Source organism: Rathayibacter tritici (genome assembly GCF_001641005.1).
Taxonomy (GTDB): domain Bacteria; phylum Actinomycetota; class Actinomycetes; order Actinomycetales; family Microbacteriaceae; genus Rathayibacter; species Rathayibacter tritici.
Window position 1 is genome coordinate 1,706,789 of sequence record NZ_CP015515.1, and the last position, 26,546, is coordinate 1,733,334.

Here is a 26,546-nt window from a genome sequence, read left to right on the forward strand (position 1 = left end):
TGTGCATCACCGGGTGGACTTCCCGGACGGATCGCCCCCGGGAAAGGGAGGAACCCCGGTCCATCATAGGTGGACCGGGGTTCCCGAAAAGCCGTGCGGATGCCGCTCAGGCGTCGCGCTTCTCCTTGATCTTGGCCTTCTTGCCACGCAGGTTGCGGAGGTAGTAGAGCTTCGCGCGACGTACGTCGCCACGGGTGACGAGCTCGATGTGGTCGATGACCGGAGAGTGCACCGGGAAGGTGCGCTCGACGCCGACCTGAAAGCTGACCTTGCGGACGGTGAAAGTCTCGCGGATGCCCTCGCCGGAGCGGCCGATGACGACACCCTGAAAGACCTGAATACGCGAGCGGTTGCCCTCGACGATGTTGACGTGGACCTTGACGGTGTCGCCGGCACGGAAGTCCGGGACATCGCTGCGGAGGGACGCCGCATCGACGGAATCGAGGATGTGCATGCTGTATCGCTCTCCGTGCCCGCCACAGGTCGAGCACCGTTTCGTTGATGGAAGTCGGTGGCGCGCCCACGTCGTCGCGGCTCCCCTGTGGCAGAGCCTGCGCGAGGCACAAGCGCTCATTCTGCCATGCCGCGCTGATCCGCGTCAAAACGGGCTGCGCCGGTCAGTGGCCGATCATCCGCCCGGTCAAAGGACGATCGTCTGTCCGTCCTGCGGGCGCTCGGGGTCGAAGCGCTCCTCCGCGACAGGTCGTGTGCCGCCCTCCGTCGGCACGGCGGCCGACTGGGAGAAGGCGAGCAGAGTCGCCCGAGCATCGGCCAGGAAGCGCCAGGTCGAGTGCCAGAAGGCGGCAGCCCCGAGGATCACCGAGAGCAGCCCCAGGGCTGCGGCGCCGGGAGCGAAGAATCCGACGGCGATCAGGGATAGGTGCCACGCCCCCACGACGGCCACGTCGCTCCAGGAGGGGGTCCGGGTCGGTCGCACAGTCACCCGGAATGCGACGATCCCCGCCACGACAGCCAGCGCGACCGCCAGAATGGGGAGGGCGATCAACAGACCGAGGACGGTCCACCCGCTCGACCCTCCGAAGAGGCCGTAGCCGATGAGGATCCACAGGGGCAGCACGATCGCCGCCGGAAACTGCCAGGAACCGAATGCCCGTCGCGTGCGCATGCACCGACCATACCCACCACCGCTGAGCGACGGCTCAGCGGACGCCGAGAGGATCAGGATGATCGAGCTACGCACCCCCGCCGAAATCGAGGAGATGCGTCCCGCCGGGCGCTTCGTCGGAGAGGTCCTGACGGCCACGTCCGCCGCCGCCGCCGTGGGTGTGAACCTGCTGGAGCTCGACCGGCTCGCTCACGACATGATCCGCGCGTCCGGCGCCGAGTCCTGCTACATCGACTACCACCCCTCCTTCGGCGCGAGCCCGTTCGGCAAGGTCCTCTGCACCTCTGTGAACGACGCCGTGCTGCACGGCCTACCGTTCGACTACCGGCTGAAGGACGGCGACCTGCTGACCCTGGATTTCGCCGCCTCCGTGGACGGCTGGGTGGCCGACTCCGCGATCAGCGTGGTCGTCGGCACACCCCGCGACGAGGACCTCGCGCTCATCGACGCGACTACCCGGGCGCTCGAGGCCGGCATCGCCGCCGCGCAGCCCGGCAAGAAGATCGGCGACATCTCTGCGGCCATCGCCGCGATCGCGCGTGCCGAGGGGCTCAGCATCAACACCGACTTCGGCGGTCACGGCGTGGGCCGCACCATGCACGGCGACCCGCACATCCCCAACGACGGCCGCGCCGGTCGCGGCTTCCCCCTCCGCCCGGGCCTGGTGATCGCGATCGAGCCGTGGTTCCTCCAGAGCACGGACGAGATCTACACCGATAAAGACGGCTGGACGCTGCGCAGCCGCGACGGATCGCGAGGCGCACACATGGAGCACACGATCGCGATCACCGAGACGGGCAACATCGTCCTCTCCGCCCGCGACTGAAACTGCACCCTCATGCCCCTCGCCCACCCTCGCCCCCCTCCGCGAGATGCCACTTATGATGACGACACGCCGGAGCGAGGCGTCACAAGTGGCATCTCGCGGAGGAGGGGGCGGGGTGCGAGGTCAGGGCAGCAGTTCGGGTCGGACGCGGCGCGTGCGCTCGACGCTCTGCTCGCGACGCCAGGCGGCGATCGCTGCGTGGTCGCCGCTCAGCAGGACCGGAGGGACGTCGAACCCGCGCCACGAGGCCGGTTTGGTATAGCTCGGGTACTCCAGGAGCCCGTCGGAGTGGCTCTCTTCGACCAGGCTCGCCGGGTTGCCGACGACACCGGGGACGAGGCGTCCGATGGCCTCGATCATTGCCATGACGGCGACCTCTCCCCCATTGAGGACGTAGTCGCCCAGGCTGATCATCCGCACCCGGGCGCGCTCTGCGGTGTGGTCGATGACGCGCTGGTCGATCCCCTCGTAGCGGCCGCAGCCGAACACCAGCGTGGACTCCTCGGCCAGCTCGCGGGCGGTCGCCTGGGTGAAGAGCTCGCCGGCGGGCGAGGGGAAGATCACCACCGGGTCCTCCGCCGACACGAGGATCGAGTCGAGAGCCTCGCCCCACGGCTCCGGGCGCATCACCATGCCGGCGCCGCCGCCGTAGGGCGTGTCGTCGACGGTGCGATGCCGGTCGTGGGTGCAGTCGCGCAGGTCGTGCACGCCGAGGTCGATCAGCCCGCTCCGCCGCGCGCGGCCGAGCAGGCTGACGTCGAGCACGCCGAAGAACTCCGGGAAGATCGTGACGATGTCGATCCTCACGACCGGGGCTCCTCCTCGGAGGATGCGGGGTCGCCGATGGGCGCAGCAGCGCTCAGCGCCGGATCGGTGAGGTCGACACCGCTGAGGTCGATCGCGGCCGGCTCCTCCTCCGGAGCGTCCTCGAAGAGGCCGATCGGAGGGGTGACCGTGACGATCCCTGCGACGGCGTCGACGGAGGGCACGATGGCGTTCACGAACGGCACCATCACCTCACCCGAGGGGGTGCCGACGATCAGCAGGTCCTGCGCCGGGAAGTGGTCGACGCGGCGCACGGTGCCGACCTCGACGCCGTCGCGCACGACCTTCATACCGACCAGCTGGTAGTCGTACCAGGAGTCGTCCTCGCCCGGCTGCGTCTGCACCTCCTCGTCGATCCAGAGGATCGCTTTGAGGAGGGTTTCCGCGGCACTGCGGTCCGCCACGCCCCGGAAGAAGGCAACGGGGTGGCTGTTGTACCAGCGCAATTCGACGAGCTCGAGCTTCTTCCCGTGCCACTCGGAGGTGCGGGGCACCTGCAACGTGAACGTGGATCCGGGGGTGAAGCGCTTATCGGGCTCATCGGTGTAGAGCTCGAGCTTGATCGCGCCCTTGAGTCCGTGAGCCTTGGTGAGTCGGGCGACGCGGAGCTGCGTCGTGCCCGGTCCGGTGACCGACACCTCTACTTGTCGGTATCGACGACGTCGACCCGCACTCGGCGCCCGTCGGCGAGAGCGGCAACGAGAGTGCGGACGGCTTTGGCGGTGCGACCGGAGCGTCCGATCACGCGGCCAAGGTCCTCGGGGTGCACGCGCACCTCGAGGACCTCTCCGCGCGGGGAGCTCGTCGCCACGACACGGACCTCGTCGGGGTTCTCGACGATCCCCTTAACGAGGTGTTCGACGGCGGGAGCGAGCACGGACTATGCCTCGGTGGAGGTCTCGTCGGCGGTGTCCGCGACCGGGGCGGCCTTGGCCGGAGCCTCGGACTTCGGCTTGAGGACGGGCTTCTTCTTCGCGTCGACGACGAACGGAGCCTTGGGCTCCTTCACCTGCACGGTGCTGACGGCATCGGCGTCGCCCTGGAAGCGGCCCCAGTCTCCGGTCAGCTTGAGGATCGCGGCGACCTGCTCGGTCGGCTGCGCGCCGACTCCGAGCCAGTACTGCGCGCGCTCCGAGTCGACCTGGATGAACGAGGGCTGCTCGGTGGGGTGGTACTTGCCGATCTCCTCGATCACGCGACCGTCGCGTTTGGTGCGCGAGTCGGCGACGACGATGCGGTAGTAGGGCGCCCGGATCTTGCCGAGGCGCTTCAGACGAATCTTGACAGCCACAATTCTCCTGTGTGGTCGTTGACCGGTGTCCGGTCGATGATGGATGAACTGAGCCGTGAGCGTGGGGGCACACCCGGCGAAAGCTCGAGGGGGTTTCGTCAGCGGTGAGTAGAGGGTCGACCGCCTCGGACCCGACGGATCATTCTGCCAGAAAAACCGCGCCGGTGCGGGCCCGGCACGCCGCCGCTCCTCGCCGTCGCCCGCGTGAGCGTAGGACGGGCTGAGAGCGGGCGTGGCGGGGTTCGGCGTCCGCTCCGCTCGCAGGTGCGAGGATGGCGGAGCGCGTCCCGATCGGCGGACGCCCGGATCCGATGAGGACCTCGCCATGAAGATCAGCTTCGCCGCGTCCGACCGCTCCACTCTCGGGATCGAGTGGGAGGTAGCGATCGTCGACCGTCAGACGGGCGATCTGGCCAACGTCGCCGACGTGGTGCTGGACGCGCTACGCGGCGAGGGCGACGCCCCGCATCCGCAGATCACGGGCGAGCTCCTGCGCAACACGATCGAGCTGGTCTCGGGCGTGCACACTCGAGTCCGCGACGCGGTCGCCGATCTGCGAGACCAGCTGCGGCAGGTACGCGAGATCACCGACCCGATGGGACTGGATCTGGTCTGCTCGGGTACGCATCCGTTCGCGCAGTGGTTCGACCAGACCATCACCGACAAAGAGCGCTATCACCGCCTCATCGACCGTACCCAGTGGTGGGGGCGGAACATGATGATCTGGGGCATCCATGTGCACGTCGGCATCGAACACCGCGACAAGGTGCTGCCGATCCTGAACTCGCTGCTCGGCTACTACCCGCACCTGCAGGCGCTCTCGGCGTCGAGCCCGTTCTGGGGCGGAGTCGACACCGGCTATGCGTCGAACCGGGCACTGATGTTCCAGCAGTTGCCCACAGCGGGCCTGCCCCCGCAGTTCGGCGCCTGGGCGAACTACGAGGAGTACGTCGACGACATGATGCGCACCGGCGTCATCGACGACCACACCGAAGTCCGCTGGGACATCCGCCCCTCGCCGCAGTGGGGGACGCTCGAGATGCGCGCCTGCGACGGCCTCTCCTCTGCCGAGGAGATCGGAGCGGTCGCCGCGCTGATCCAGTGCCTCGTCGAGCACCTGTCCTCGCGGTTGGACGCCGGCGAGGATCTGCCGACGATGCAGCCCTGGTATGTGCGCGAGAACAAGTGGCGCGCGGCCCGCTACGGGCTCGACGCCGAGATCATCTTGGACGCGTCCGGAGCGGAGCGCCTGGTTACCGACGACATCCGCGACCTCCTCGTGACCCTCGCGCCGGTCGCCGAGCGACTCGGCTGCGTGCAGGAGCTGGCCGACGTGGAGCTCATCCTGGTCGCGGGCGCGAGCTACCAGCGCCAGCTGCGCACCGCCGCGACGCACGACGGCGACCTGAAGGCGGTCGTGCGCGCACTCGCGGGGGAGCTGCGCGACGGACTCCAGGACCCGCGAGCATGAGGCGGCCCGCCCTGCTCACCGCCGCCGCGATCGGCGGGCTCGCGCTCGGACTCACCGGCTGCTCCGCGCCGTCCTCGCCGATCAGTTCGCCGACCCCGACCGGCACAGCCACTCCTCCCGCAAAGGTCTCCGCGGATCCGGTGCCGCTTCCCCTCGGCACCTCGCTGCCCGCCGGCTCCCGCGTCACGGTCGTCGGCGACAGCATCGTGCGCGGTCTGAACGTCGAGACGGAGCAGGCCTGGCCCGCTCTCGTGGGCGACAACTTCGGCTGGGACGTCACCGACCTCGGTTGCGACGGAGGCGGGTTCATCGAACCGGGCGACTGCGGCCAGGCGATCGGCGACCGGGCGGAGGAGATCGCGGACACGCAGCCGGACGCGATCGTGCTGATCGCCAGCAGCAACGACCTGGGCTGGGCCCCGGAAGAGGTCGATGCCGCGATCGTGTCCGCCGTCGATGCGATCGCGGCCGCCTCGCCCTCTGCGCGGTTGATCGCGATCGACTCGGTCTGGGGTCCTGACCCGCGGCCGACGGATCTCGACCAGTACGACGTGAGTCTGATCGACGCAGTGACGGCCGCCGACGGAGGTGCGCTGGAATACCCGGACCCGCTGAGTGAGGACGGACTGCTGGGCGATGACGGCGTGCATCCGACGGTGGAGGGCCACCGGGCCCTCGCACACGCGTTCGAGGTCGCCGCAGAGAAGTCGGGGCTGGCCCGCCCAGTGCCGACCGACCAGCGCGCGACGGACGCTCCGGCGGACTGACGCGGAGTCGGGGCGCCGCCGGACGACGACGCCCCGCCGAGTCAGCGAGCGGTGCTGTTCTTCCCGTCGCGCCAGCCGAGCAGGTCCCGAACGGGTGCGAGGTCGATGTCCGGCCCCGTGAGGCCGATCGTGAACAGGCTCGCACCGAGGTCGAACTGCTGATCGAGCACGTCGAAGGAGGCGTCGCCGACGCCACTGCGGACGCCCGCACCGGTCGAGATCTCGATCGCGGCTGGATCGCGCTCGACCCGGGCGCACCACTCCGCGAGAACGCCGAGCTTGCGCTCGAGGGTCGGGACGTCCGAGAAGCTGTGCCAGATGTCGGCGTGCTCGGCGACGATCCGCAGAGTCTTCTTCTCGCCGCCGCCGCCGATCATGACCGGGATGTCACGCGTCGGTGCGGGGTTGAGCATCGACCAGCGGCTACGGATGCGCGGCATGGCCTCGGCGAGCCCGTCCAGGCGCGAGCCGGCGGTGCCGAACTCGTAGCCGTACTCCTCGTAATCGCGCTCGAACCAGCCGGAGCCGATGCCGAAGATCAGGCGGCCTTCGGCGCCCTGAGCGCTGATGTGATCCACCGTCCGGGCCATGTCGGCGAGCAGGTCGGGATTGCGGTAGCTGTTGCAGGAGACCAGCGGGCCGAACTCGATCCGGCTGGTCTGCTCGGCCCAGGCCGCGAGCATGCTCCAACCCTCGAAGTGCAGGCCGTTCGACTCCCCCGACAGCGGGAAGAAGTGGTCCCAGTTGAAGGCGATGTCGACGCCGAGATCCTCGATCTCGGCGAGCGTGTCGCGGATGACCTCGTAGGGGACGTGCTGAGGGGCGATCTGGACGCCGATGCGGACGGGGCGCGCGTGTGCGGTTGTCATGCCTTCACGCTAGCGAGCGGTTCGACGCACGGGGACCCCACTCCTCCCTCCACATGGAGGTCCTACTCCCCCGCCGGGTCCGGCGCGGCCGACGGCGCCTCGTCGCTCGTAGAGCGGGCGAGTGCGACCACGGTGGCGCCTGCGTCATCGAACAGGCGCAACCGCCCGCCGTCGAGCGAGGCCGCCGCCGCCTCCGAGAAGATTCGCGGCAGCGCGACACCGTCGCAGGCGATGAGGGTGCTCGGGCCGGCCGACACCGAGAGCGCGCCCTCGCCATCGATCGACCACTGCCCTTGCGCGCCGTTGCAGCCGTCCGATCCGGTCCACGTGCCGTCCCCCGCGATCAGGAGGAACGGCACGTCGGGTGCATCGGACGACATGCCGGTCACCCAGCGGCCGACCAGCTCCTCGGGCGAGGGAGGCGCCATCGCCTCCCTTCCGGAACTTCCGGCGCAGCCGGTGAGGCCGAGCACGGCGGCGACCGCGAGGACCGCGCCCGCGCGCCGCTTCATCGGCCGAGGAGCTTCTGCAGCTGCTCCAGCTCCTCCGGCGTGGGCTGTGCGCCCTTCGCGCCGCCACCGCCCAGGCCGAAGCCGGAGCCGCCGGCGTCACCCGCGCGGGGTCCGGCTGTGATCGCCGCGTTCTCGGCGGCACGCTTGGCCGGGTTGCCGGACTTGCTGCTCTTCTTCTTCTGCGGCTTCGGGCGGCCCTGGTAGCCGGCGCCGGGCACCGGGCCCATACCGGGGACGGAGGGCATGCCGCCCTTCGCGACCGTCTTCATCATCTTCGCGGCCTGCTCGAAGCGCTGCACGAGCTGGTTGACATCGGTGACGCTCATGCCCGAGCCGCGGGCGATGCGCAGACGCCGAGAGCCGTTCAGGAGCTTCGGGTTCACCCGCTCCGCCTTCGTCATCGACTGGATGATCGCCTCGGTGCGCACGATCTCGCGCTCGTCGAACTGGTCGAGCTGCTCGCGCATGCCCTTCGCGCCGGGCAGCATGCCGATCATCTTCTTGATCGAGCCCATGTTGCGCAGCTGCTGCATCTGGCCGAGGAAGTCGTCGAGCGTGAACGTGTCGCCCATGATCTTCTCGGCGATCGCGCGCGCCTCGTCCTCGTCGAACGCGGCCTGCGCCTGCTCGATGAGGGTGAGCACGTCACCGAGGTCGAGGATCCGGCTCGCCATCCGGTCGGGGTGGAACTGCTCGAAGTCGTCCAGCGACTCGCCGGTCGAGGCGAAGAGGATGGGACGGCCGGTGAGGGACGCGACCGAGAGCGCCGCTCCTCCGCGGGCGTCGCCGTCGAGTTTGGACAGGACAACGCCGGTGAAGTCGACTCCCTCCTGGAAGGCCTTCGCGGTCGCGACCGCGTCCTGCCCGATCATCGCGTCGATGACGAACAACACCTCGTCGGGGTTGGTGACGCGGCGGATGTCGGCGGCCTGCTTCATCATGTCGGCGTCGACTCCCAGCCGGCCGGCCGTGTCGATGATGACGGTGTCGTACTGCTTATCGGTCGCGAAGCGGATCGCGTTCTGCGCGACCTTCACCGGATTGCCGACGCCGTTGCCCGGCTCGGGTGCGTACACCGCGACTCCGGCCTGCTCGCCGACGACCTGCAGCTGCTGCACCGCATTGGGGCGCTGGAGGTCGGCCGCGACCAACAGCGGGGTGTGACCGTCCTTGCCGAGGTACTTGCCGAGCTTGCCGGCGAGGGTCGTCTTACCCGCGCCCTGGAGGCCGGCGAGCATGATGACCGTCGGCGGGCGCTTGGCGAACTCCAGACGGCGCGACTGCCCGCCGAGGATCGCGACGAGCTCCTCGTTGACGATCTGGACGACCTGCTGCGCCGGGTTGAGCGCCTTGTTGACCTCGTCGCCGAGAGCGCGCTCACGCACCGTGCCGGTGAACGTCTTCACGACCTCGAGCGCGACGTCGGCGTCGAGCAGGGCGCGTCGGATCTCGCGGACGGTGCCGTCGACGTCCGAGGCCGACAGCTTGCCCTTCGTGCGGAGGTTCTTGAAGGTCTCGACGAGTCGATCGGAGAGGGTGCCGAAAGTAGCCATGATGCCCGGAATTCTACCGGAGCCCCGGCCGGTCGGCGGGCGGGCGGCTCCAGCGGAGGCAGGATCGGCGCCGACGCGCGGCCGATGATTACCTGGTTCGGGTCCAAGAAGCGAGTTAGGGTGATCCGGTGATCGAGACACTCGTAGCGGGCGACTCCGCCGACCCCCTGGACTACCGCGACGGCTGGGAGCTCCAGCGCCGCCTCCACGCCGAGGTGGTGGCCGACCGCCGACCGGACACCCTCGTGCTCTGCGAGCACGCCTCCGTCTACACCGCCGGCAAGCGCACCGAAGCGCACGAGCGCCCCACTGACGGCTCCCCGGTGGTCGACGTCGACCGCGGCGGCCGAATCACCTGGCACGGCCCAGGACAGCTCGTCGGCTATCCGATCGTGCGGCTGGGCGAACCGGTCGATGTGGTCGCCTACGTTCGCTCACTGGAGGACGTTCTGATCGGCGTGCTAGAGGACCTGGACGTCCAGGGGCAGCGCGTCCGGGGGCGCTCCGGGGTGTGGATCCCTCGCGACGGCGGCGCCGTCAAGATCGCGGCGATCGGCATCCGCGTGGCCTCGGGAGTGACGATGCACGGCTTCGCACTCAACGTCACGAACAGCCTCGAGCCCTACTCCCGCATCGTCGCCTGCGGAATCGCCGACGCCGGCGTCACCACGCTCGAACGCGAGCGCGGCGACAGTCCGCCGATGGCCGTGGTCCGGGCCAGGGTCGTGGCGCGCTTCTCGGAGGCGGCGCCCACGTTCTGCGCCCGCGTCGCCGAGGCCGTCGCGTGAGCGCGGACGTCGGCGGTCGCAAGCTCCTGCGACTCGAGATCCGCAACGCCGAGACGCCGATCGAGCGCAAGCCGGAGTGGATCCGCACGAAGGCCTCACTGGGCCCGGAGTACCGGAAGCTGCAGTCCCTCGTGAAGAGCGAGGAACTGCATACGGTCTGCCAGGAGGCGGGCTGCCCCAACATCTTCGAGTGCTGGGAGGACCGCGAGGCGACCTTCCTCATCGGCGGAGCCCAGTGCACCCGGCGGTGCGACTTCTGCCAGATCGACACCGGGAAGCCCGCGGACTACGACGAGGACGAGCCACGACGGGTCGGCGAATCGGTGGCCCGGATGAACCTTCGCTACGCGACCGTCACCGGAGTCGCGCGCGACGACCTGCCGGACGAAGGCTCCTGGCTCTACGCCGAGACGATCCGGCAGATCCATGCCCAGGCGCCGGGCACGGGTGTCGAGATTCTGGTCCCCGACTTCACCGGCCGCGCCGAGCACCTCCAGCGGGTGTTCGACGCACAGCCCGAGGTGTTCGCGCACAATGTCGAGACGGTGCCGCGGATCTTCAAGCGCATCCGCCCGGCCTTCCGCTACGAGCGCTCGCTCGACGTCCTCACTCAGGGCCGGGACGCTGGGCTGATCACGAAGTCGAACCTTATCCTCGGCATGGGCGAGGAGCGCGAGGAGATCTCGCAGGCGCTGCAGGACCTCTACGACGCGGGCACCGACATCGTCACGATCACGCAGTACCTCCGCCCTACTCCGCGCCACCTGCCGGTGGACCGCTGGGTGCACCCGGAGGAGTTCGTGGCGATCAAGGAGGAGGCGGAAGACATCGGCTTCCTCGGCGTGCTCGCGGGGCCACTGGTGCGCTCCTCCTACCGGGCCGGACGCCTTTGGGCTCGCTCGATGGAGTCGAAGGGGCTGCCGGTGCCGGAGCACCTGCGCCACCTGGCCGACGCGGCGCTGGGCTTCTCGCAGGCGGTGTAACCCGCGGCGCCCCCGACACAACGTCAGCTGAGAGGGGGTCTCAGCCACGATGGTGGATGAGACGGTCTCTCAGCTGACGTTGTGCAGTCAGCGGCGCGGCGATGTCCCGCAGACTGGCTCAGCTGACCAGCTGCTGGGCGAAGACGTGGGGCGTGAAGCCGGTGAGATCGCCGATGCCCTCGCCCTGGCCGACGAGCTTGATCGGAATGCCGGTCTTCTCCTGCACCGCCAGCACGAAACCGCCCTTTGCTGAGCCGTCGAGCTTGGTGATGACCAGGCCGGTGACGCCGGCGTGCTCGATGAACGCCTCCGCCTGGCTCAGACCGTTCTGACCGGTGGTCGCGTCGAGCACGAGCAGGATCTCGGAAATCGGCGCCTGCTTCTCGATGACGCGCTTGATCTTGGTGAGCTCGTCCATCAGGCCGCCCTTGGTGTGCAGGCGGCCGGCCGTATCGATGATGACCATCTCCACTCCGGTGTCCTTCGCGAACTGCACGGTCTGGAAGGCGACGGATGCGGGATCCTGTCGCTCCTGCTGCGGGCGGACGATCTGTGCGTCGGCGCGCTGGGCCCAGGTGGCGAGCTGGTCGACGGCGGCGGCGCGGAAGGTGTCCGCGGCGCCGACCACGACACTGCGGCCGTAGTTACGCAGGAACTTGGCGAACTTACCGATGGTGGTGGTCTTGCCGACGCCGTTCACGCCGACCACGAGGATCACGGCGGGGCGCTCGCTGAGCTTGAGGGTCGTGTCGTACTTCGACAGGCGCTCCTCGAGCGACTCGCGGAGCATCCGCTGCAGGTCGCGCGGGTCGGTGGTGGAGTAGCGGGCGACCTTGGCGCGGAGGTCGTCGACGATCTCCTCAGTGATATCGGGGCCGAAATCGGCGGTGATCAGCGCCGTCTCGAGGTCGTCCCAGGTCTGGTCGTCGATCGTGCGCTTCTCGAACAGGCCGCGCAGTGCGCGACCGAGCGACCAGGAGGTGCGTTCTGCCATGCGTCCAGGCTACCGGCGGGGGGCAGCGCGGGCTGCCGAGGTGCGATGTGCAGGATCGAGGGCCCGTCTGCGGCGAATCAGGCGGAGGATCGCGCTCTCTCGCGAGCATCCCCTGCGAATCGCACGGGTTCCTGCGAATCGCACGGGTTCCTGCGAATCGCACGGGGGTGGCGGAGGAGGGCGCGCCGCTCAGGCAGGGGGCGCCGCGACGCGCTGGCCGACGACGGCCGAGACGCCGTCCTGCCGCATCGAGACACCGTAGAGGGCGTCCGCGATCTCCATCGTCCGCTTCTGATGCGTGATGACGATCAGCTGGCTGGAGGCGCGCAGTCCCTCGAAGATACTCAGCAGTCGGCCGAGGTTCGCGTCGTCGAGCGCAGCCTCCACCTCGTCCATGATGTAGAACGGGCTCGGCCGAGACGTGAAGATCGCGACCATGAACGCCACCGCCGCGAGCGAGCGCTCACCGCCCGAGAGCAGCGAGAGCCGCTCGATCTTCTTGCCCGCGGGTCGCACCGCGACCTCGATGCCGGTGGTGAGCAGATTCTCCGGGTCGGTCAGGCGGATGCTGCCCGTGCCGCCCGGGAAGAGGACGGGGAAGACGTCCGCGAATGCCGCCTGCGTGTCTTCGAAGGCGGAGGCGAAGACGGTCTGCATCGTCTCATCGAGCTCCTCGATGATGGTGAGCAGGTCGCGCCGGGTGCCGGTGAGGTCGGCGAGCTGCTCGGTCAGGAAGGCGTGCCGCTGCTCCAGCGCGGCGAACTCCTCCAGGGCGAGCGGATTCACGCGGCCCAGCTGCGCGAGCTGTTTTTCGGCCTTGGCCAGACGCCGCCGCTGATCGTCGCGGACGTACGGCCGCGGCTCCTCCTGCTCGCCTGTCTCATCGGGGACGCCGACGCCGGGACCGTACTCCGCCACGAGCACGTCCTCAGTGAGTCCGAGTTCGGAGCCCGCTCGCTCGAGGAGCCCGGTGAGCTGCAACCGCTTCTCATAGATCTGCAGCTCCAGGCCGTGCACGCTCTCGGTGACCGACTGGAGCCGGTCGCGCAGGGTCCCCTCCTCGCGGCGCACAACCTGCAGCTCGGCGTTCTGCTGCGACCGGGCGGCCTCGGCCATGACGAGCTCGGCACGCGCCTGCTGTACCGAGCGGTCCACGGAGGCGAGGACGGCGGGGAGCGCGGCGGTCACCTCGGCCGCCGCGTCGCGTTGACGGCGGCGGATCACGGCGCGCCGGGCCGCCTCGTCGGCGGCGGCCCGATCGGCGGCCAGCTGACGCGCCAGCGACTCGCCGCGGGACTGCTCGGCCCGCACCCGCTCCTTCGCGGTCTCCACGCCCAGGCGGGTCTCGATCTCGTGCTCTCGGGCGGCGTCGACCTCGCGCTGGAGCCCGTCGCGGGCGCTCGCGTCGAGGACCGGCCGGGGCCGGGCACGGGCAGCGTCGAGGGCGGCCTTCGCGTCACCGGCAGCCCGTTCGGCATCGCCGACCCGATCGGAGGCGACGGCCAGGGCGCTCACGCCGCGGCCGTGCTCCGCGGTCGCCGCCTCGAGCTGGGCGCGCACGCGGCCGAGCCGCTCGGTGTGCGCGGCACGGGCGGCATCGTGCTCTCGGAGGGCGGCGAGGGCGATCGCGGACTGCTCCTTCGCACCGCGGAGGGCGCCGGTCTGCTCGGCCAGCTCGAAGCGGAGGCGATTGATCCCGCCCTCCACCTCTTTCAGACGGGCCGCCGCTGAGTCGCGCTCGGAGATGAGCTCGATGCGGCTGCGCTGCCCGCCGACCCCGGCGCTCTGCACGGCGTCCGAGACGGTGGCGCCGTCGCGAGTGACGAGGACGACGCCGGGGTCGACCTTCGCACGCAGCCGACGCGCGACGGCGAGATCCTCGACCACGAGCACGCGCTCCAGGAGCGAGAGGACGCCGGGCGGCGCGGTCACGAGTTCGGCCGCGCGGACAGCTCCCTCGGGCACGGCGAGTTCGAGCGGCGGGCGGGCCGAGTCGGCGACCAGCAGCTCGACCCGACCGAGGTCGCGGTCCAGGGCAGCGTCCAGAGCAGCATCGGCGCGGGCGGTCGAGTCGACGAGCACGGCGTCGGCGACGGCCCCGAGGGCGGCGGCGAGGGCGGCCTCGGCACCCGGCCGCACCTGGATCCGCTCGGCGACGCGCCCGTGCACCCCGTCGATCCGCGCCGCCATCAGCTCGGCCGAGCCGTCGGAGACGTCGAGCGCGAGTGAGAGCGCTCCGGTGCGAGCGGCGAGGGCCTCGCGCTCGCGCTCCAGGGCGTGCAGTTCCTCGCGCAGCCGTTCGATCTCGCTCTCGGCGGCCGAGACCGCGGACTGGGCGAGTTCGTAGCCCTCGTCGAGGGTGCCGTCGGGCCCGCGGTCCGCATCGCCCAGCTCGACCTCCAGGGCGTCCAGCGCGCGGCGCGCCGCATCCCGACGCGCACCGGCGGAATCGAGCGTGTTCTGCGCGCGCAGCACCTCACCGCGGACGGAGGCGAGGCGCGAGGCCGCGGTGTCGGCGCGCCCCGCCAGCGTGGAGAGGTCGAGGTCGTAGCGCGACACAAGGGCCGCTCGGGCGGCGATCTCCTCATCGACGGCGTCGAGGGCGGAGCGGGCGGTGAGTGTCGCGTGCTGCGCCTGCACCCAGGCGAGCTCCGCGTCGAGGACCCCCTGCCGCAGGCGCTCCAGCTCGACTCGCGCCTCCTCCACCTGCACCGGCGTGACACGCGGCTGGATCTGCGGCTGCTCGGACTCCAGCTCGAGCATCGCGAGGCGCTGTCCGGCGAGCGCCGACAGGTTGCGGAGCCTCTCCTGCACCGACTCGAGCTCGAACGCGGTCCGTCGCGCGTCGTCGACCGCGTCGCCGACCACCTCCGCTTCGATCCGCGCGCGTCGGAGCGTGGCCTGCTCGAGCCGCTGGTGCAGCACCACCCGCTCGCTGTGCCGCTCGCTCTCGGAGCGGGCGAAGCCGTCCAGAGCGTTGCGGAGGCCGACCACGTCGTCGGCGAGCAGCCGCGCCCGGGCGTCGCGGACCACGGCGGCGATAGTCTGCGCCTGCCGCGCGACCTCGGCCTGGCGCCCAAGGGGCTTGAGCTGGCGGCGGATCTCGCCGGCGAGGTCGGAGAGGCGCGTCAGGTTCGCCTGCATCGCCTCGAGCTTGCGGAGCGTCTTCTCCTTGCGGCGGCGGTGCTTGAGGATGCCGGCCGCCTCCTCGATGAAGCCGCGCCGCTCCTCCGGGGTGGCGCGCAACACCGCATCGAGCTGGCCCTGCCCGACGATCACGTGCATCTCCCGGCCGAGACCGGAGTCGCTCAGCAGCTCCTGCACATCGAGCAGTCGGCAACCGCGACCGTTGATCGCGTACTCGCTGCCGCCGTTGCGGAACAGGGTGCGGCTGATCGTCACCTCGGTGTACTCGATGGGGAGCGCGCCGTCGGAGTTGTCGATGGTCAGCGCCACCTCGGCCCGGCCGAGGGGTCCGCGGGTGGAGGTGCCTGCGAAGATGACGTCCTCCATCGTGCCGCCGCGGAGGGTCTTCGCGCCCTGCTCCCCCATCACCCAGGCAAGCGCGTCGACGACGTTGCTCTTACCCGAGCCGTTCGGGCCGACGACGCAGGTGACCCCCGGCTCGAAGGCGAACGTGGTCGGCTGAGCGAAGGACTTGAATCCCTTGAGGGTCAGGCTTTTCAGGTACACCCGGCCGCCTCGCTCCCGTCCACAACGCTCCCACGGTAGTCGATGGGGTGGCAGGAGGCCGCTGTGTCCGCGACCGAGACTGAGAACGCGGAGAAAGGGGCGTTCTCGACCTCGGTTCATCACGCGGCAGGCTCCCACGACGGGCTGAGAGACGGGACCGGCGACCCCGGCGACCGGTGCTGGACGTGCACACTGGAGAGGTGATCCGAGCTCTTGACCCGCAGCGACGTCTCGCCCAGACGCGGACCGCGCCAGTGCCGGTGCGGCCCGGACCCCCGCTGACGGACGCCGAGCGCGAGCGATTCGCGCGGCAGATCCGCCTCTCCCCGATGGGCGAGGACGGACAGCGGCGGCTGCGCAACGCGCGTGTGCTCGTGCTCGGCGCGGGCGGGATCGGCTCTCCCGTGATCACGGCGCTCGCCGCGGCGGGCATCGGACGGCTGGGGATCGTCGATGCAGATGTGGTCGAACTCTCGAACCTGGCGCGGCAGACGGCGCACGACGACTCTGCGATCGGCGTGTCGAAGGCCGAGTCGGCGGCGGCGACCGCGCGGCGGCTCTCCCCCGACATCGATGCGCGGGCGTTCCCCGTCGCGTTCACCTCGGCCAGCGCCGACGAGCTGGTCGCGGACTGGGACGTCGTGGTCGACGGCTTCGACACTTTCGGCGCCCGCTACCTCGCCTCCGACGCGACGACTCGGGCCGGGGTGCCGCATGTCTGGGGATCAGCACTGGGCTTCGACGGGCAGCTCTCGACGTTCTGGGCGCAGGCGCCGGGCGGAGGAGTCACGCTGCGCGCCCTCCATCCCCAGGCCCAGGACGCGGCGGACAGCTGTGCCAGCGTCGGAGTGCTCGGGGCACTGTGCGCGACGATCGGCTCGGCGATGGCGGCCGAGGTGGTGAAGCTGGTGACCGGAGTCGGAACACCGTTGTTCGGGCGGGTGCTCCTGCACGACGCGCTGGACGGGTCGTGGACTGAGCTGGCATTGGCGCGGAGCGTTCCTCCGATCGCTGAGTTGCGGGCGACGCCGGGCACGGTCACGGCGCTGCACCTGCGCGAGCGGTTATCGGGACCTCGGCCTCCGACAGTGGTCGACCTGCGGGAGGATCACGAGAACCGCTCGGTGGCAGTCCCGGGCGCGATACGGATGCCGATGTCCCGCTTCGACCCGCGGGCGCTGCCCGCTGGCCCGCTGGTCCTGTACTGCGCATCGGGCGTCCGCTCACGACTGGCCGCGGAGCGTGCGGCCGAAGCGGGGGTCGCGGTCGACTCGCTCGTGGGAGGCATGGGCGGCTGGGACGCCTGAGTCGAGCAGAACGCCGAAGGACCGGGTCAGCCGCCGGCGAAAGGCGGCAGCACGTCGACGGTGGCGTCCGCCGGCAGCGCGGTCGCCCGGTCAGTCGTCGAGACGCCGCCGATGAGGAACGTGCAGCGCGCGAGCACGGGAGCGGCGTCGGGCGCGGAGGCGACGAGTCGCGCTTCGAGCGCGCCCAGGTCCTCGACGCCGGTGAGCTCGTCGGAGCCGCGGCCGAGGGCGGCCTTCGCCGCCGCGAAGTAGCGGACCCGCACGCTCATCCGCCGATCGCGCTCATCGTGCGTTCGGGCTGGACGAAACCGGCCCGGTTCATCTCGTGTCCCGCGGGCTTGGCCCACATCGCGCCGCGCCACAGCTGGGCGACCTCGTGGTCGTCGGCACCCGCGCGCATCGGGCCGAGCAGATCGGTCTCCTCGTTCGAGAACAGGCAGCTTCGGACGCCCCCCTCGGCGGTGAGCCGGGTGCGGCGGCAGTCGCCGCAGAAGTTCTCGGTCACGGAGGCGATGATCCCCACCTGCCCGAGGACCTCGGTGCCGCCGACCTCGCGCACGTCGAAGAGCTCGGCGGGCGCCCCGTCGCGCGGCGCTGCGTGCGGGCTGAGCGCGAAGCGCTCCGAGACACGAGCGCGGATGTCCGCGGCGGTGATCATTGTCGCCCGGTCCCAGCCGTGGTCGGCGTCGAGGGCCATCTGCTCGATGAAGCGGAGCTGGTGGCCTCCGGCGAGAGCCCAGGCGAGCAGCTCCGGAGCCTCGTGGTCGTTGATCCCGGGCAGCAGCACCGCATTGATCTTGGTCTGCTCCAGGCCGGCGGGCCCGAGCGCGTCGATGCCGGCGAGCACCCGGTCGAGGAAGGGACGCCGGGTGACCTTCGCGAAGGTCTCGGCGCAGATCGAGTCGAGCGAGACGTTGACCCGGTTCAGACCCGCCTCGGCAAGCGCCACCGCCCGCCCCGAGAGTCCAATGGCGTTCGTGGTGAGTGAGATCTCGGGCCGCGGATCGAGGGAGGCGACGTCGCGGATGATGTCGACGAGATCCTTCCGCAGCAGCGGCTCCCCGCCGGTGAAACGGATCTGGCGGACGCCGAACTGCTCCACGGCGATGCGGGCCAAGCGGAGGATCTCGTCGCGGCTGAGCAGCGACGCCGGCGGTTGGAACGGCAGGCCCTCGGCGGGCATGCAGTAGGTGCAGCGCAGGTTGCACTTGTCGGTGAGCGAGATCCGCAGATCGTCGGCGACGCGGCCGTAGCTGTCCAGGAGGAGCGGAGTCGCCGGGCGCTCTGCCGGGAGGACGGCGCTGCGCTGTCGGGGCCGGAAGCCGGGGATCCCCAGTGCTGTACTCATTTGCTCACACTACGCCGCGGAACCGGGCGCGACCCGGCAAGATGGACTCGGTCCCGCCGCCGGTCGGGAACCACCACTCGCGAGAGGACCCGATGACCTCGATCGACCTGCACGCCGCCCGGGTGCGGGCGCTGCTCGCGCCGCTCGCGACGCGGGGTGCGCGCGAGACGCTGGACCTGGATCCGGCCGCCGTCGCTGTCGATCCCGGCGCATACGACCGGCGCGTGCTCGCCCGCTCCGTCCGATCCCCCCTCGACCTGCCACGCTTCGACAACTCCCAGATGGACGGCTTCGCGGTGCGGGCGGCAGACCTCGACGCGGCGACCCTCGAGCACCCCGTCACCCTGCCCGTATCGGCGCCGATCCCGGCCGGCGACCGCGCGCCGCGACACGAGCCGGGCACCGCGACTCCGATCATGACCGGATCCCCCCTGCCGGAGGGCGCAGACGCCGTCGTCCCCGTCGAGCGCGTCGACCCGCCGCGCTTCCCAGCCGCAGGGAGCGTTGCCTTCGCGCATCCGGTGAAACCGGCGACGTTCGTCCGTGCGCGGGGCAGCGACGCCCGGACAGGCGATCTCGCCCTCCCGGCCGGCACGGTCCTCCGCTCAGCCCATTTCGGGCTCCTCGCCTCCCTCGGACTGACCGAGGTGGAGGTGCTGCCGCGACTGCGGGTGCTGGTGGTGCCGACCGGGAACGAGATCCGTCCCCCCGGAGCGATGCTGGCGGACGCGCAGATCCACGACGCCAACGGCGCCCTGCTGGCCGAGGCCGTGCGCGAGGCGGGAGCGCTGCCGATCGTGGCCGCCTGCACGAGCGACCGGGCGGAGGAGCTGCTGGCGCTGCTCGAGGAGCACGCGGGCGGAGCGGATCTGGTGATCACGGTGGGCGGGGTCAGCGCGGGCGCCTACGAGGTCGTCCGCGACGCGCTCGGACCGATCGGTTCGGAGTTCGGCCACGTCGAGATGCAGCCGGGCGGGCCGCAGGGCCTGGGCCGCGTGCGCGTGGCCGACGGTCTGCACCTGCCGGTGGTCTCGCTGCCGGGCAATCCGGTGAGCGCGCTGGTGTCGTTCGAGGTGTTCCTCCGACCCGTGCTGCGCTCGCTCGCGGGTCGCGTGCCGGCCGCGCGCCCGCGGCTGCGCGCTCGCCTCGGTATGGCGCTCGATTCCCCCGCGCACCTGCACCAGATCCGCCGGGGCGTCCTCGACGACGAGGGGCTCGTGCACCCCGTCGGCGGCCCGAGTTCGCACCTGCTGGCGTCCTACGCGCGCTCGACGGTGCTCATCCACGTCCCCGTGGGGACCGACCGCACTGCGACCGGCGATACGGTCGAGATCTGGAGGATCGATGACTGAGAGCGACCAGCTCACCCATGTGCGCGGCGATGGAGCTGTGCACATGGTCGACGTGAGCGCGAAAGAGGTGACGGCGCGCACCGCCGTTGCCGAGGGGTACGTCGAGACGTCGCCCGACGTGGTACGACTGCTCGCGCAAGGGGAACTGCCCAAGGGCGAGGCGCTCGGAGTGGCGCGGATCGCCGGGATCCTCGGCGCGAAGGCAACCTCGAGCCTCATCCCGCTCTGCCACCCGCTGGCGCTGGACGGCGTCGACATCGACCTGGAGCCGCAGGACGGCCGAGTGCGGATCGAGGCGCGGGTGCGCACGACCGGGCGTACCGGAGTCGAGATGGAGGCGTTGACCGCGGTCAGCGTGGCCGCGCTCACGGTCTACGACATGATCAAAGCGGTCGATCGCGCAGCCGCGATCACCGGGATCCGGGTGCTCGCGAAGGCGGGCGGGAGGAGCGGCTCGTGGACGAGCGAGTGAGCGCGGCGGCACGACGGGCGGTGGCGGTCGTCGCCTCCACGCGGGCCGCCTCGGGCGTGTACGAGGACCGGACGGGGCCGGCGCTCGACGCCTGGTTCGCGAGCCGGGGCTGGGAGTCGCGAGTGGTCGTCGTCGCTGACGGAGACGCAGTGGGCGAGGCGATCGCCGACGCGATCGGCAGCGGGGTGGACGTGGTGGTGACCACCGGCGGGACGGGCGTCGCTGCGAGCGACGTCACTCCGGAGCAGACCGCGCCCCTCCTGGAACGCTCCCTGCCCGGCCTTGCGGAAGCGGTCCGGGCGCGAGGCGCGGCCCACCTGCCGACGGCCGCGCTCAGCCGCGGGCTCGCGGGCGTGAGCGGCCGCACCGTCGTGGTCAATCTTCCCGGCTCGCCCGGCGGCGTCCGCGATGGGATCGACGTGCTCGACCCGGTGATCGGCCACCTCCTCGACCAGCTCGGCGGCGGTGACCATGCCCGCTGATCCCGTCGCCCTCGCGCGCCTCGCGGCCGAGGCGATCACGGTGGACGAGTGCGAGCACGCCGTCGAATCCCCGACGCACGGCGCCGTCGTGACCTTCGCGGGCGTGGTCCGCGACCACGACGAGGGCCGCGGAGTAGTGCGCCTGTCGTACGAGGCGCACCCGGACGCGCCCGCCGCGCTGCACGCCTCCGCCCGGCGCATCGCGGAACGCTGGCCCGACGTGCGCATCGCGGCCGTGCACCGGGTGGGCGAACTGGTCGTCGGCGACCTCGCGCTCGCCTGCGCGGTGGCCTCGGCCCATCGGGCGGCGGCGTTCGCGGCCTGCGCGGCGCTGGTGGACGACATTAAGGCGAGCGTGCCGATCTGGAAGGAGCAGTCGTTCGTCGACGGCAGCTCGGAGTGGGTCGCGAGCGTGGGGTGACCGAAGGGTTGCTCCTGCTCAGCACGCCCTCCTGAGCCTGAGCCTGGTCGGGTCCGCGACCTGCGCGGAAGTGCCGGACGGACCAGGTGGAGAAACACGAGTGTCACAGGTGTGGGGTTCACTAGGGGACGGCAGTGCGGGGGCGCGGAGGACAGGAGGGTGGCATGGACCTGAACACGATTCAGAGTGTCCGGGTGGTGCGTGAGCGGTCCGAGCTGGCGAGCCGCGGGCCTCGATCCGCGGTCATCGGAGGCGGCTCCTGGGTCTTCTCCCTCCCCCACGACCACCTCGACGAGCTCCTCGACCTGCAGGGCTTCGGGTGGGAGCCGATCGTCCGCACGGACGACGGACTCTCGATCGCGGCGACCTGCACGCTGAGCGAACTCGCCGCGATGCCGGATACGGGCGACACCGCGCATCCGCTCTTCTTCCAGTGCTGCACGGCACTGCTGGGTTCCTTCAAGATCTGGAACGTCGCGACCGTCGGCGGCAACATCGCCAACGCCCTCCCCGCCGGACCGATGATCAGCCTCGCCGCGGCGCTCGACGCCTCCGCCCTCCTCTGGCGGGCCGACGGGAGTGACGCGCTCGTGCCGGTAGCCGAGTTGGTGACGGGGAACATGACGACGACGCTCGCGCGCGACGACGTCATCCGCTCGATCGAAGTCCCGCGGTCCTCCCTGCGGGCGCGGACCGCGTTCCGCAAGACGGCGCTCTCGCCGCTCGGGCGCTCCGGGGCCGTCGTGATCGGCCGCCTGGACACCGACGGCGCGTTCGTCCTCACGATCACCGCGGCGACCGTGCGACCGGAGCTGCTCCGGTTCGTCGCCGCCCCCACCGCGGAGGAGCTCGCTGCGGCGATCGACGGCATCCTCAGCTGGTTCACCGACCCGCACGGCGCCGCCGACTGGCGGCACGCCGTCGTCCGTGTGCTCGCCGAGGAGATCCGCGCCGAGCTGAGCGGAGGCACCCCGTGAGGTTCACCGTCAACGGGGAGCCGATCGACGCCTCCCCTCGGCCCGGCCAGGTGCTGCGGACCCTCCTCCGCGACCACGAGCACTTCGAGGTCAAGAAGGGCTGCGACGCCGGCGATTGCGGAGCCTGCTCCGTCCTGGTCGACGGGACGCCGTTCCACTCCTGCCTCTACCCCGCCCACCGCGTCGAGGGGCGCGACGTGACCACGGCAGCCGGCCTGGGCTCGCTCGAGGAGCCGAGCGCGGTGCAGGAGGCGTTCGTCGAGGCGGGCGCGTTCCAGTGCGGCTTCTGCACGGCCGGCATGGTGGTCACGGCCACGGCGCTGGAGGGAGCACGGGCCGAGGACGTGCCCCGGCTGATGAAGGGCAACCTCTGCCGGTGCACGGGCTACCGGCCGATCCGCGAGGCGGTGACCGGAGCGTGCATCGCCGAGCACGGGGCACACGCGGCTAAGCCGTCGGGGTCGGACCGGCCGCAGGCGTCGGGCGCCGGCCGGCACGCGGCCCAGCCGGCAGGGCTCACCCCTGTGCGCAGGACCGGGCGCCCCGCGGTCGAGCAGTCGCAGGTGGGCCGGTCGCTCGGCGCACCGGCCGGGCGAGGGATCGTGCAGGGCCGGGAGCCCTTCACCCTCGACGTCGCCGTCCCCGGCCTCCTGCACCTGAAGGTGCTGCAGAGTCCCCACGCGCACGCACGCATCCGCTCGATCGAGGCCGCGGCCGCCCGCGCTCTGCCGGGCGTCGTCGCGGTGCTCACCGCAGCCGACGTGCCGGACGTCCTCTACTCCACCGCCCGCCACGAGTCGCGGCTCGACGACCCCGACGACACCCGCATGCTCGACACGGTCGTGCGGTTCCGCGGCCAGCGGGTGGCCGTGGTGGTCGCGGAGTCGGTGGCTGTGGCGGAGGCGGCCTGCCGCGCCATCGAGGTCGACTACGAGGTGCTGCCCGCCGTCTTCGACCCGGAGGAGGCGCGCTCGCCCGGCGCTCCGCTCCTGCACGCGGAGAAGGACCCGATCGCCTCGCGCATTGCCCGACCCGACGCGAACGTGGTCGCCGAGCTGCACGGCGAATACGGCGATCTGGCCGGCGGTCTGGCGGAGGCGGACGTGGTCGTGGAGGGGCGCTACTCGACCTCGCGGGTGGCGCACACGGCGCTCGAGACCCACGGCACGATCGGCTGGCTCGAGGGCGAGGAACTGGTGCTACGGACCTCGACGCAGGTTCCCTTCCTGGTGCGCGACGAGATCGCTCGGCTGTTCGACCGGGACCCGTCGACCGTCCGGGTCTTCACGGCGCGCGTCGGCGGCGGATTCGGCGGCAAGCAGGAGATCCTGACCGAGGACGTCGTCGCCCTCGCCGTGCTCGCCACCGGCCGTCCCGTGCAGTTCGAGTTCACTCGGAGCGACGAATTCACGATGGCACCCTGCCGCCACCCGATGCGCGTCGGCGTGACCCTCGGCGCGCGGCGCGACGGGCGGCTGACTGCTCTCGCGGTCGATGTGCTCTCGGACACCGGCGCCTACGGCAACCACGGCCCCGGTGTGATGTTCCACGGCACCTCGGAGTCGGTCGCCGTCTACAGCGCGCCGAACAAGCGCGTCGACGCGCAGGCCGTCTACACCAACAACCTGCCCTCGGGCGCCTTCCGCGGCTACGGGCTCGGGCAGGTGATCTTCGGGATCGAGTCGGCGATGGACGAGTTGGCGCGCGAGCTCGGGATCGACCCGTTCGAGCTGCGGCGGATCAACGCGGTGCGCCCGGGCGAGCCGCTGGTGGTCACGCACGTCGAGGGCGACGACATCGGCTTCGCCTCCTACGGGCTCGACCAGTGCCTCGACCTCACCGAGGCGGCCCTCGCCAGCGGAGCCGGCTCCCCCATGCCCGCGGGCCCCGGCTGGCGGACGGGACAGGGCACCGCGCTCGCGATGATCGCCACCATCCCTCCGCGGGGCCACTTCTCGGAGGCGAGCGTCACCGTCGATGCCGAGGGCGTGCTGAGTGTCGGCGTCGGCACGGCGGAGTTCGGCAACGGGACGACGACCGTGCACACCCAGTTGGTCGCGAGTGCGTTCCGTGCCTCCGCGGACCGGGTGCGGATCCGCCAGTCCGACACGGACGCGGCCCGCTACGACACCGGCGCATTCGGCAGCGCGGGGACGGTCGTCGCGGGCAAGGCCGTGTACTCGGCCGCGACACGCCTGCTCGCCGATCTGCAGGCGCTCGCCAAGCGGCTCACGGGGCACGACGAGACCTTCGAACCCGACGACGAGGGCCTGCTCGCCGCGGACGGCACCCGGGTCGGTTTCGCGGATCTGGTGCGGGCGGCGGGGGGACCGGTCACCGCGACCGGCAGCGAAGACGGAGCGCAGCGCTCGCTCGCCTTCAACGTGCAGGGCTTCCGCGTGGCGGTGCACGAGCCGACGGGCGAGGTGCGGATCCTGCAGTCGGTGCAGGCGGCCGATGCGGGTTTCGTGATCAATCCGGCGCAGTGCCGCGGGCAGGTCGAGGGCGGGGTTGCGCAGGCGATCGGCTCGGCGCTCTACGAGGAGGTGATCCTCGACGGCGGGGGCACCGTCACCACGGCGATCCTCCGCAACTACCACATCCCGCAGATGGCGGACGTGCCCGAGACCGAGGTCTACTTCGCCGACACCGCCGACGAGCTCGGCCCGTTCGGGGCGAAGTCGATGAGCGAGGCGCCCTACAACCCGGTCGCTCCCGCGCTCGCGAACGCCGTCCGCGACGCGATCGGCACCCGTCCCACCGAGCTGCCGCTCTCCCGTGACCGTATCTGGCGACTCCTGCACCCGAACGCGGCACCGGTCGCAACCGTCGAGTCGGAGGCGCCGCCCGGCTGAGCGCGTCGTCGTCGAGGCGCCATCCGGCGCAGTACCCGCCCGCCGCTCAGAGCCGCGACGCGAGTTCCGCGCTCGCGCGGGCCACCTCACGGGCGATCGCGTCCTCGTCCGCGTTCACCAGCCGCCCCTCCCGGACGATCGGTCGCCCCTGCACCAGGAGGAGGCTCACTGGCGGCTGCGCCCCGAGCGCCAGCGCCGCGATCGGGTCCGCACTGCCCGCGTGCTCGATCCCGTCGATCCGCCACAGCGCGAGGTCGGCGAGCTTGCCCACCTCGATCGAGCCGATCTCGTCCTGCCGGCCGAGCACCCGCGCGCCGCCCATCGTGGCGATCGAGAGGGCCTGCCGGGCGCTCATCCGGTCGGCACCGGCGCGGAGGCGGTTCATCAGCACGGCGGCGCGGATTTCGGAGCCGAGCTGGCCGGACTCGTTCGAGGCGGCACCGTCGACGCCGAGCCCCACCGGCGCCCCGGCGGCCAGCAGCTGCGGAATCGGCGCGATCCCCGCGGCGAGGCGGCCGTTCGAGGACGGGCAGTGCGCCACTCCGGTGCCCGTTGCGGCGAACTTCGCGATCGCCGCAGAATCGAGGTGCACGCCGTGCGCCATCCACACGTCCTCCCCGAGCCAGCCGAGGGACTCCAGGTAGTCGGTGGGCGAGAGGCCGAACGCCTCCCGCGTGTAGGCGTCCTCCTCGAGGGTTTCGGAGCCGTGGGTGTGCAGCCGCACGCCGAGCTGCCTCGCGAGCACGGCCGATTCGCGCAAGAGGTCGGCGGTCACGGAGAACGGCGAACACGGCGCGATCGCGACCCGCACCATCGCGTCGTCGGAGGCGTCGTGGTACCGCTCAACAGCCTCTCCGCTCGCCTGTACCGCCGCCGCCGTGGTCTCGACAGCGAAATCCGGCGGGAGACCGCCCTGCGACTGCCCGAGGTCCATCGACCCTCGCGTCGCGTGCAGGCGGAGCCCGAGCGTGCCGGCCGCGTCCACGATGCCGCCGACGATGTCGCCGGAGCCGCGCGGGAAGACGTAGTGGTGGTCGGCGACGGTACTGCACCCCGAGCGGGCGAGGACGCCCATCGCACCGAGGGCAGCGGAGCGGGTGAGATCGGCGTCGATCCGGGACCAGGCGGGGTAGAGCGCAACCAGCCAGTCGAACAGGATCGAGTCCTGGGCCCAGCCGCGCGTGAGCCACTGGTAGAGGTGGTGGTGCGTATTGACGAGCCCGGGGGTGAGCAGGTGGCCGCGGCCGTCGACCCTGGTGAGCGTGACCGGCTCCTGCGGGGGGAGACCGGTGGGGGCGCGGCCGTCGAGGGCCCACGCGGGCGGAGCGCCGGGTCCCACCGCGACGATGCGGGAGTCGTCGACGACGACGTGGCCCGCGGGATGCTCGGTGCCGTGCTCGTCGACCGTCGCGACGTGGGCTCCGGTGAGGACGTAGCGCTGCATGGCTCGAGCATGGCAGGGCGGTGTTTCTGGGCCGTTACCCGGGCTCGATCGGTCGGGACGCGGCTACCGAGGTGCGATGTGCAGGGGATCCGCGGCGGACTGCCCGTCTGCCCGCTCAATCGACGGTGAACCGGCCGCATCCCCTGCTTATCGAACAGACGCCTGCACATCGCACGCCTGCACAGCGCGC

The 26,546-nt window shown here is 71.3% G+C and carries 26 protein-coding genes; 12 read left to right on the forward strand and 14 right to left on the reverse strand.

Annotated features, from left to right (window positions below):
- Positions 1 to 106 precede the first annotated feature (106 nt).
- The gene (gene rplS / locus A6122_RS07760) at positions 107 to 454 is read right to left on the reverse strand and encodes a 50S ribosomal protein L19 (RefSeq protein WP_068253437.1); all 348 of its coding nucleotides are present in this window, start codon (positions 452 to 454) and stop codon (positions 107 to 109) included.
- A gap of 186 nt (positions 455 to 640) precedes the next feature.
- Positions 641 to 1,126 carry a hypothetical protein gene (locus tag A6122_RS07765; protein ID WP_068253438.1) on the reverse strand — a complete coding sequence of 162 codons (486 nt, stop codon included), beginning with the start codon at positions 1,124 to 1,126 and terminating at the stop codon, positions 641 to 643.
- 58 nt (positions 1,127 to 1,184) lie between these two features.
- On the opposite strand from A6122_RS07765, the gene map reads away from it, so the two are divergent.
- Positions 1,185 to 1,952, forward strand: coding sequence for a type I methionyl aminopeptidase (gene map / locus A6122_RS07770; RefSeq protein WP_068253440.1), 768 nt, complete (start codon positions 1,185 to 1,187; stop codon positions 1,950 to 1,952).
- A gap of 123 nt (positions 1,953 to 2,075) precedes the next feature.
- On the opposite strand, the gene trmD is transcribed toward map, so the two are convergent.
- From trmD to rpsP, 4 genes are read right to left on the reverse strand one after another with little or no spacing between them, the layout of a single operon-like run.
- Complete coding sequence (trmD, locus tag A6122_RS07775) at positions 2,076 to 2,759, reverse strand: tRNA (guanosine(37)-N1)-methyltransferase TrmD (RefSeq protein WP_068253442.1); 684 nt, start codon at positions 2,757 to 2,759, stop codon at positions 2,076 to 2,078.
- Entirely contained in the window at positions 2,756 to 3,415 is a 660-nt protein-coding gene (rimM, locus tag A6122_RS07780; protein WP_068253445.1) for a ribosome maturation factor RimM, read from the reverse strand. Before rimM ends, trmD begins: the two co-directional genes overlap by 4 nt.
- Positions 3,416 to 3,417: 2 nt before the next feature.
- Positions 3,418 to 3,654, reverse strand: coding sequence for an RNA-binding protein (locus A6122_RS07785; protein WP_055792605.1), 237 nt, complete (start codon positions 3,652 to 3,654; stop codon positions 3,418 to 3,420).
- A 3-nt stretch (positions 3,655 to 3,657) separates the two neighbouring features.
- Positions 3,658 to 4,068, reverse strand: coding sequence for a 30S ribosomal protein S16 (gene rpsP, locus A6122_RS07790; RefSeq protein ID WP_068253448.1), 411 nt, complete (start codon positions 4,066 to 4,068; stop codon positions 3,658 to 3,660).
- 325 nt (positions 4,069 to 4,393) lie between these two features.
- On the opposite strand from rpsP, the gene A6122_RS07795 reads away from it, so the two are divergent.
- Both A6122_RS07795 and A6122_RS07800 read left to right on the forward strand, forming a co-directional pair.
- Positions 4,394 to 5,539, forward strand: a complete 1,146-nt coding sequence (locus tag A6122_RS07795; protein ID WP_068253451.1) for a glutamate--cysteine ligase — start codon at positions 4,394 to 4,396, stop codon at positions 5,537 to 5,539.
- Positions 5,536 to 6,306: an SGNH/GDSL hydrolase family protein gene (locus tag A6122_RS07800; protein WP_068253454.1), complete on the forward strand. Its 771-nt coding sequence runs from the start codon at positions 5,536 to 5,538 to the stop codon at positions 6,304 to 6,306. The genes A6122_RS07795 and A6122_RS07800 overlap by 4 nt, the downstream gene beginning before the upstream one ends.
- Positions 6,307 to 6,347: 41 nt before the next feature.
- On the opposite strand, the gene A6122_RS07805 is transcribed toward A6122_RS07800, so the two are convergent.
- The 3 genes from A6122_RS07805 to ffh form a co-directional block, all read right to left on the reverse strand.
- Complete coding sequence (locus A6122_RS07805) at positions 6,348 to 7,175, reverse strand: LLM class F420-dependent oxidoreductase (RefSeq protein ID WP_068253457.1); 828 nt, start codon at positions 7,173 to 7,175, stop codon at positions 6,348 to 6,350.
- 62 nt (positions 7,176 to 7,237) lie between these two features.
- Positions 7,238 to 7,687 carry an META domain-containing protein gene (locus A6122_RS07810; RefSeq protein WP_068253459.1) on the reverse strand — a complete coding sequence of 150 codons (450 nt, stop codon included), beginning with the start codon at positions 7,685 to 7,687 and terminating at the stop codon, positions 7,238 to 7,240.
- Positions 7,684 to 9,240, reverse strand: coding sequence for a signal recognition particle protein (ffh, locus tag A6122_RS07815; protein ID WP_068253462.1), 1,557 nt, complete (start codon positions 9,238 to 9,240; stop codon positions 7,684 to 7,686). Before ffh ends, A6122_RS07810 begins: the two co-directional genes overlap by 4 nt.
- 128 nt (positions 9,241 to 9,368) lie before the next feature.
- On the opposite strand from ffh, the gene lipB reads away from it, so the two are divergent.
- Positions 9,369 to 10,028, forward strand: a complete 660-nt coding sequence (gene lipB, locus A6122_RS07820) for a lipoyl(octanoyl) transferase LipB (RefSeq protein WP_068253464.1) — start codon at positions 9,369 to 9,371, stop codon at positions 10,026 to 10,028.
- Entirely contained in the window at positions 10,025 to 11,011 is a 987-nt protein-coding gene (gene lipA, locus A6122_RS07825; RefSeq protein ID WP_068253473.1) for a lipoyl synthase, read from the forward strand. Before lipB ends, lipA begins: the two co-directional genes overlap by 4 nt.
- Before the next feature lie 118 nt (positions 11,012 to 11,129).
- On the opposite strand, the gene ftsY is transcribed toward lipA, so the two are convergent.
- Both ftsY and smc read right to left on the reverse strand, forming a co-directional pair.
- Entirely contained in the window at positions 11,130 to 12,005 is an 876-nt protein-coding gene (gene ftsY / locus A6122_RS07830) for a signal recognition particle-docking protein FtsY (RefSeq protein ID WP_068253475.1), read from the reverse strand.
- Between the two features lie 189 nt (positions 12,006 to 12,194).
- Positions 12,195 to 15,698 (reverse strand): chromosome segregation protein SMC, encoded by a 3,504-nt coding sequence (smc, locus tag A6122_RS07835; RefSeq protein ID WP_068253476.1) that lies wholly within the window; start codon positions 15,696 to 15,698, stop codon positions 12,195 to 12,197.
- A 200-nt stretch (positions 15,699 to 15,898) separates the two neighbouring features.
- Here smc and A6122_RS07840 point away from each other — a divergent pair, with 200 nt between their 5' ends.
- Positions 15,899 to 17,005: a ThiF family adenylyltransferase gene (locus A6122_RS07840; RefSeq protein ID WP_237358141.1), complete on the forward strand. Its 1,107-nt coding sequence runs from the start codon at positions 15,899 to 15,901 to the stop codon at positions 17,003 to 17,005.
- A 26-nt stretch (positions 17,006 to 17,031) separates the two neighbouring features.
- On the opposite strand, the gene A6122_RS07845 is transcribed toward A6122_RS07840, so the two are convergent.
- Together A6122_RS07845 and moaA are read right to left on the reverse strand one after the other, a co-directional pair.
- Positions 17,032 to 17,274 (reverse strand): MoaD/ThiS family protein, encoded by a 243-nt coding sequence (locus A6122_RS07845; RefSeq protein WP_068253481.1) that lies wholly within the window; start codon positions 17,272 to 17,274, stop codon positions 17,032 to 17,034.
- Positions 17,271 to 18,353: a GTP 3',8-cyclase MoaA gene (gene moaA, locus A6122_RS07850; protein ID WP_068253484.1), complete on the reverse strand. Its 1,083-nt coding sequence runs from the start codon at positions 18,351 to 18,353 to the stop codon at positions 17,271 to 17,273. The genes A6122_RS07845 and moaA overlap by 4 nt, the downstream gene beginning before the upstream one ends.
- Before the next feature lie 92 nt (positions 18,354 to 18,445).
- On the opposite strand from moaA, the gene A6122_RS07855 reads away from it, so the two are divergent.
- The 6 genes from A6122_RS07855 to A6122_RS07880 all read left to right on the forward strand — a co-directional run bounded on the left by A6122_RS07855 (position 18,446) and on the right by A6122_RS07880 (position 24,912).
- On the forward strand, positions 18,446 to 19,705 hold the full coding sequence (locus tag A6122_RS07855; protein ID WP_068257315.1) for a molybdopterin molybdotransferase MoeA: 1,260 nt from the start codon (positions 18,446 to 18,448) through the stop codon (positions 19,703 to 19,705).
- Positions 19,698 to 20,177: a cyclic pyranopterin monophosphate synthase MoaC gene (moaC, locus tag A6122_RS07860; protein ID WP_068253486.1), complete on the forward strand. Its 480-nt coding sequence runs from the start codon at positions 19,698 to 19,700 to the stop codon at positions 20,175 to 20,177. The genes A6122_RS07855 and moaC overlap by 8 nt, the downstream gene beginning before the upstream one ends.
- A complete protein-coding gene (locus tag A6122_RS07865; RefSeq protein WP_084415888.1) occupies positions 20,162 to 20,659 on the forward strand; it encodes a molybdenum cofactor synthesis domain-containing protein in 498 nt (165 codons plus the stop codon). The genes moaC and A6122_RS07865 overlap by 16 nt, the downstream gene beginning before the upstream one ends.
- Complete coding sequence (locus tag A6122_RS07870; RefSeq protein ID WP_068253489.1) at positions 20,649 to 21,080, forward strand: molybdenum cofactor biosynthesis protein MoaE; 432 nt, start codon at positions 20,649 to 20,651, stop codon at positions 21,078 to 21,080. Before A6122_RS07865 ends, A6122_RS07870 begins: the two co-directional genes overlap by 11 nt.
- Positions 21,081 to 21,244: 164 nt before the next feature.
- The gene (locus A6122_RS07875; protein WP_068253495.1) at positions 21,245 to 22,057 is read left to right on the forward strand and encodes an FAD binding domain-containing protein; all 813 of its coding nucleotides are present in this window, start codon (positions 21,245 to 21,247) and stop codon (positions 22,055 to 22,057) included.
- Positions 22,054 to 24,912, forward strand: coding sequence for a molybdopterin-dependent oxidoreductase (locus A6122_RS07880; protein ID WP_068253497.1), 2,859 nt, complete (start codon positions 22,054 to 22,056; stop codon positions 24,910 to 24,912). Before A6122_RS07875 ends, A6122_RS07880 begins: the two co-directional genes overlap by 4 nt.
- Before the next feature lie 46 nt (positions 24,913 to 24,958).
- Here A6122_RS07880 and A6122_RS07885 read toward each other — a convergent pair whose 3' ends face one another.
- The gene (locus A6122_RS07885; protein WP_068253498.1) at positions 24,959 to 26,356 is read right to left on the reverse strand and encodes an 8-oxoguanine deaminase; all 1,398 of its coding nucleotides are present in this window, start codon (positions 26,354 to 26,356) and stop codon (positions 24,959 to 24,961) included.
- Positions 26,357 to 26,546: the final 190 nt, after the last annotated feature.

What these genes read in the sequence shown, in the direction of transcription:
- A6122_RS07800 (WP_068253454.1), top strand. Translation starts at nt 5,536, where the DNA reads ATGAGGCGGCCCGCCCTGCTCACCGCCGCCGCGATCGGCGGGCTCGCG.
- A6122_RS07810 (WP_068253459.1), bottom strand. Translation starts at nt 7,687, where the DNA reads ATGAAGCGGCGCGCGGGCGCGGTCCTCGCGGTCGCCGCCGTGCTCGGC.
- A6122_RS07845 (WP_068253481.1), bottom strand. Translation starts at nt 17,274, where the DNA reads ATGAGCGTGCGGGTCCGCTACTTCGCGGCGGCGAAGGCCGCCCTCGGC.
- moaC (WP_068253486.1), top strand. Translation starts at nt 19,698, where the DNA reads ATGACTGAGAGCGACCAGCTCACCCATGTGCGCGGCGATGGAGCTGTG.
- A6122_RS07795 (WP_068253451.1), top strand. Translation starts at nt 4,394, where the DNA reads ATGAAGATCAGCTTCGCCGCGTCCGACCGCTCCACTCTCGGGATCGAG.
- ftsY (WP_068253475.1), bottom strand. Translation starts at nt 12,005, where the DNA reads ATGGCAGAACGCACCTCCTGGTCGCTCGGTCGCGCACTGCGCGGCCTG.
- A6122_RS07855 (WP_068257315.1), top strand. Translation starts at nt 18,446, where the DNA reads ATGACCTCGATCGACCTGCACGCCGCCCGGGTGCGGGCGCTGCTCGCG.
- ffh (WP_068253462.1), bottom strand. Translation starts at nt 9,240, where the DNA reads ATGGCTACTTTCGGCACCCTCTCCGATCGACTCGTCGAGACCTTCAAG.
- A6122_RS07875 (WP_068253495.1), top strand. Translation starts at nt 21,245, where the DNA reads ATGGACCTGAACACGATTCAGAGTGTCCGGGTGGTGCGTGAGCGGTCC.
- rplS (WP_068253437.1), bottom strand. Translation starts at nt 454, where the DNA reads ATGCACATCCTCGATTCCGTCGATGCGGCGTCCCTCCGCAGCGATGTC.
- A6122_RS07885 (WP_068253498.1), bottom strand. Translation starts at nt 26,356, where the DNA reads ATGCAGCGCTACGTCCTCACCGGAGCCCACGTCGCGACGGTCGACGAG.
- map (WP_068253440.1), top strand. Translation starts at nt 1,185, where the DNA reads ATGATCGAGCTACGCACCCCCGCCGAAATCGAGGAGATGCGTCCCGCC.
- A6122_RS07870 (WP_068253489.1), top strand. Translation starts at nt 20,649, where the DNA reads ATGCCCGCTGATCCCGTCGCCCTCGCGCGCCTCGCGGCCGAGGCGATC.
- moaA (WP_068253484.1), bottom strand. Translation starts at nt 18,353, where the DNA reads ATGAGTACAGCACTGGGGATCCCCGGCTTCCGGCCCCGACAGCGCAGC.
- A6122_RS07805 (WP_068253457.1), bottom strand. Translation starts at nt 7,175, where the DNA reads ATGACAACCGCACACGCGCGCCCCGTCCGCATCGGCGTCCAGATCGCC.
- A6122_RS07765 (WP_068253438.1), bottom strand. Translation starts at nt 1,126, where the DNA reads ATGCGCACGCGACGGGCATTCGGTTCCTGGCAGTTTCCGGCGGCGATC.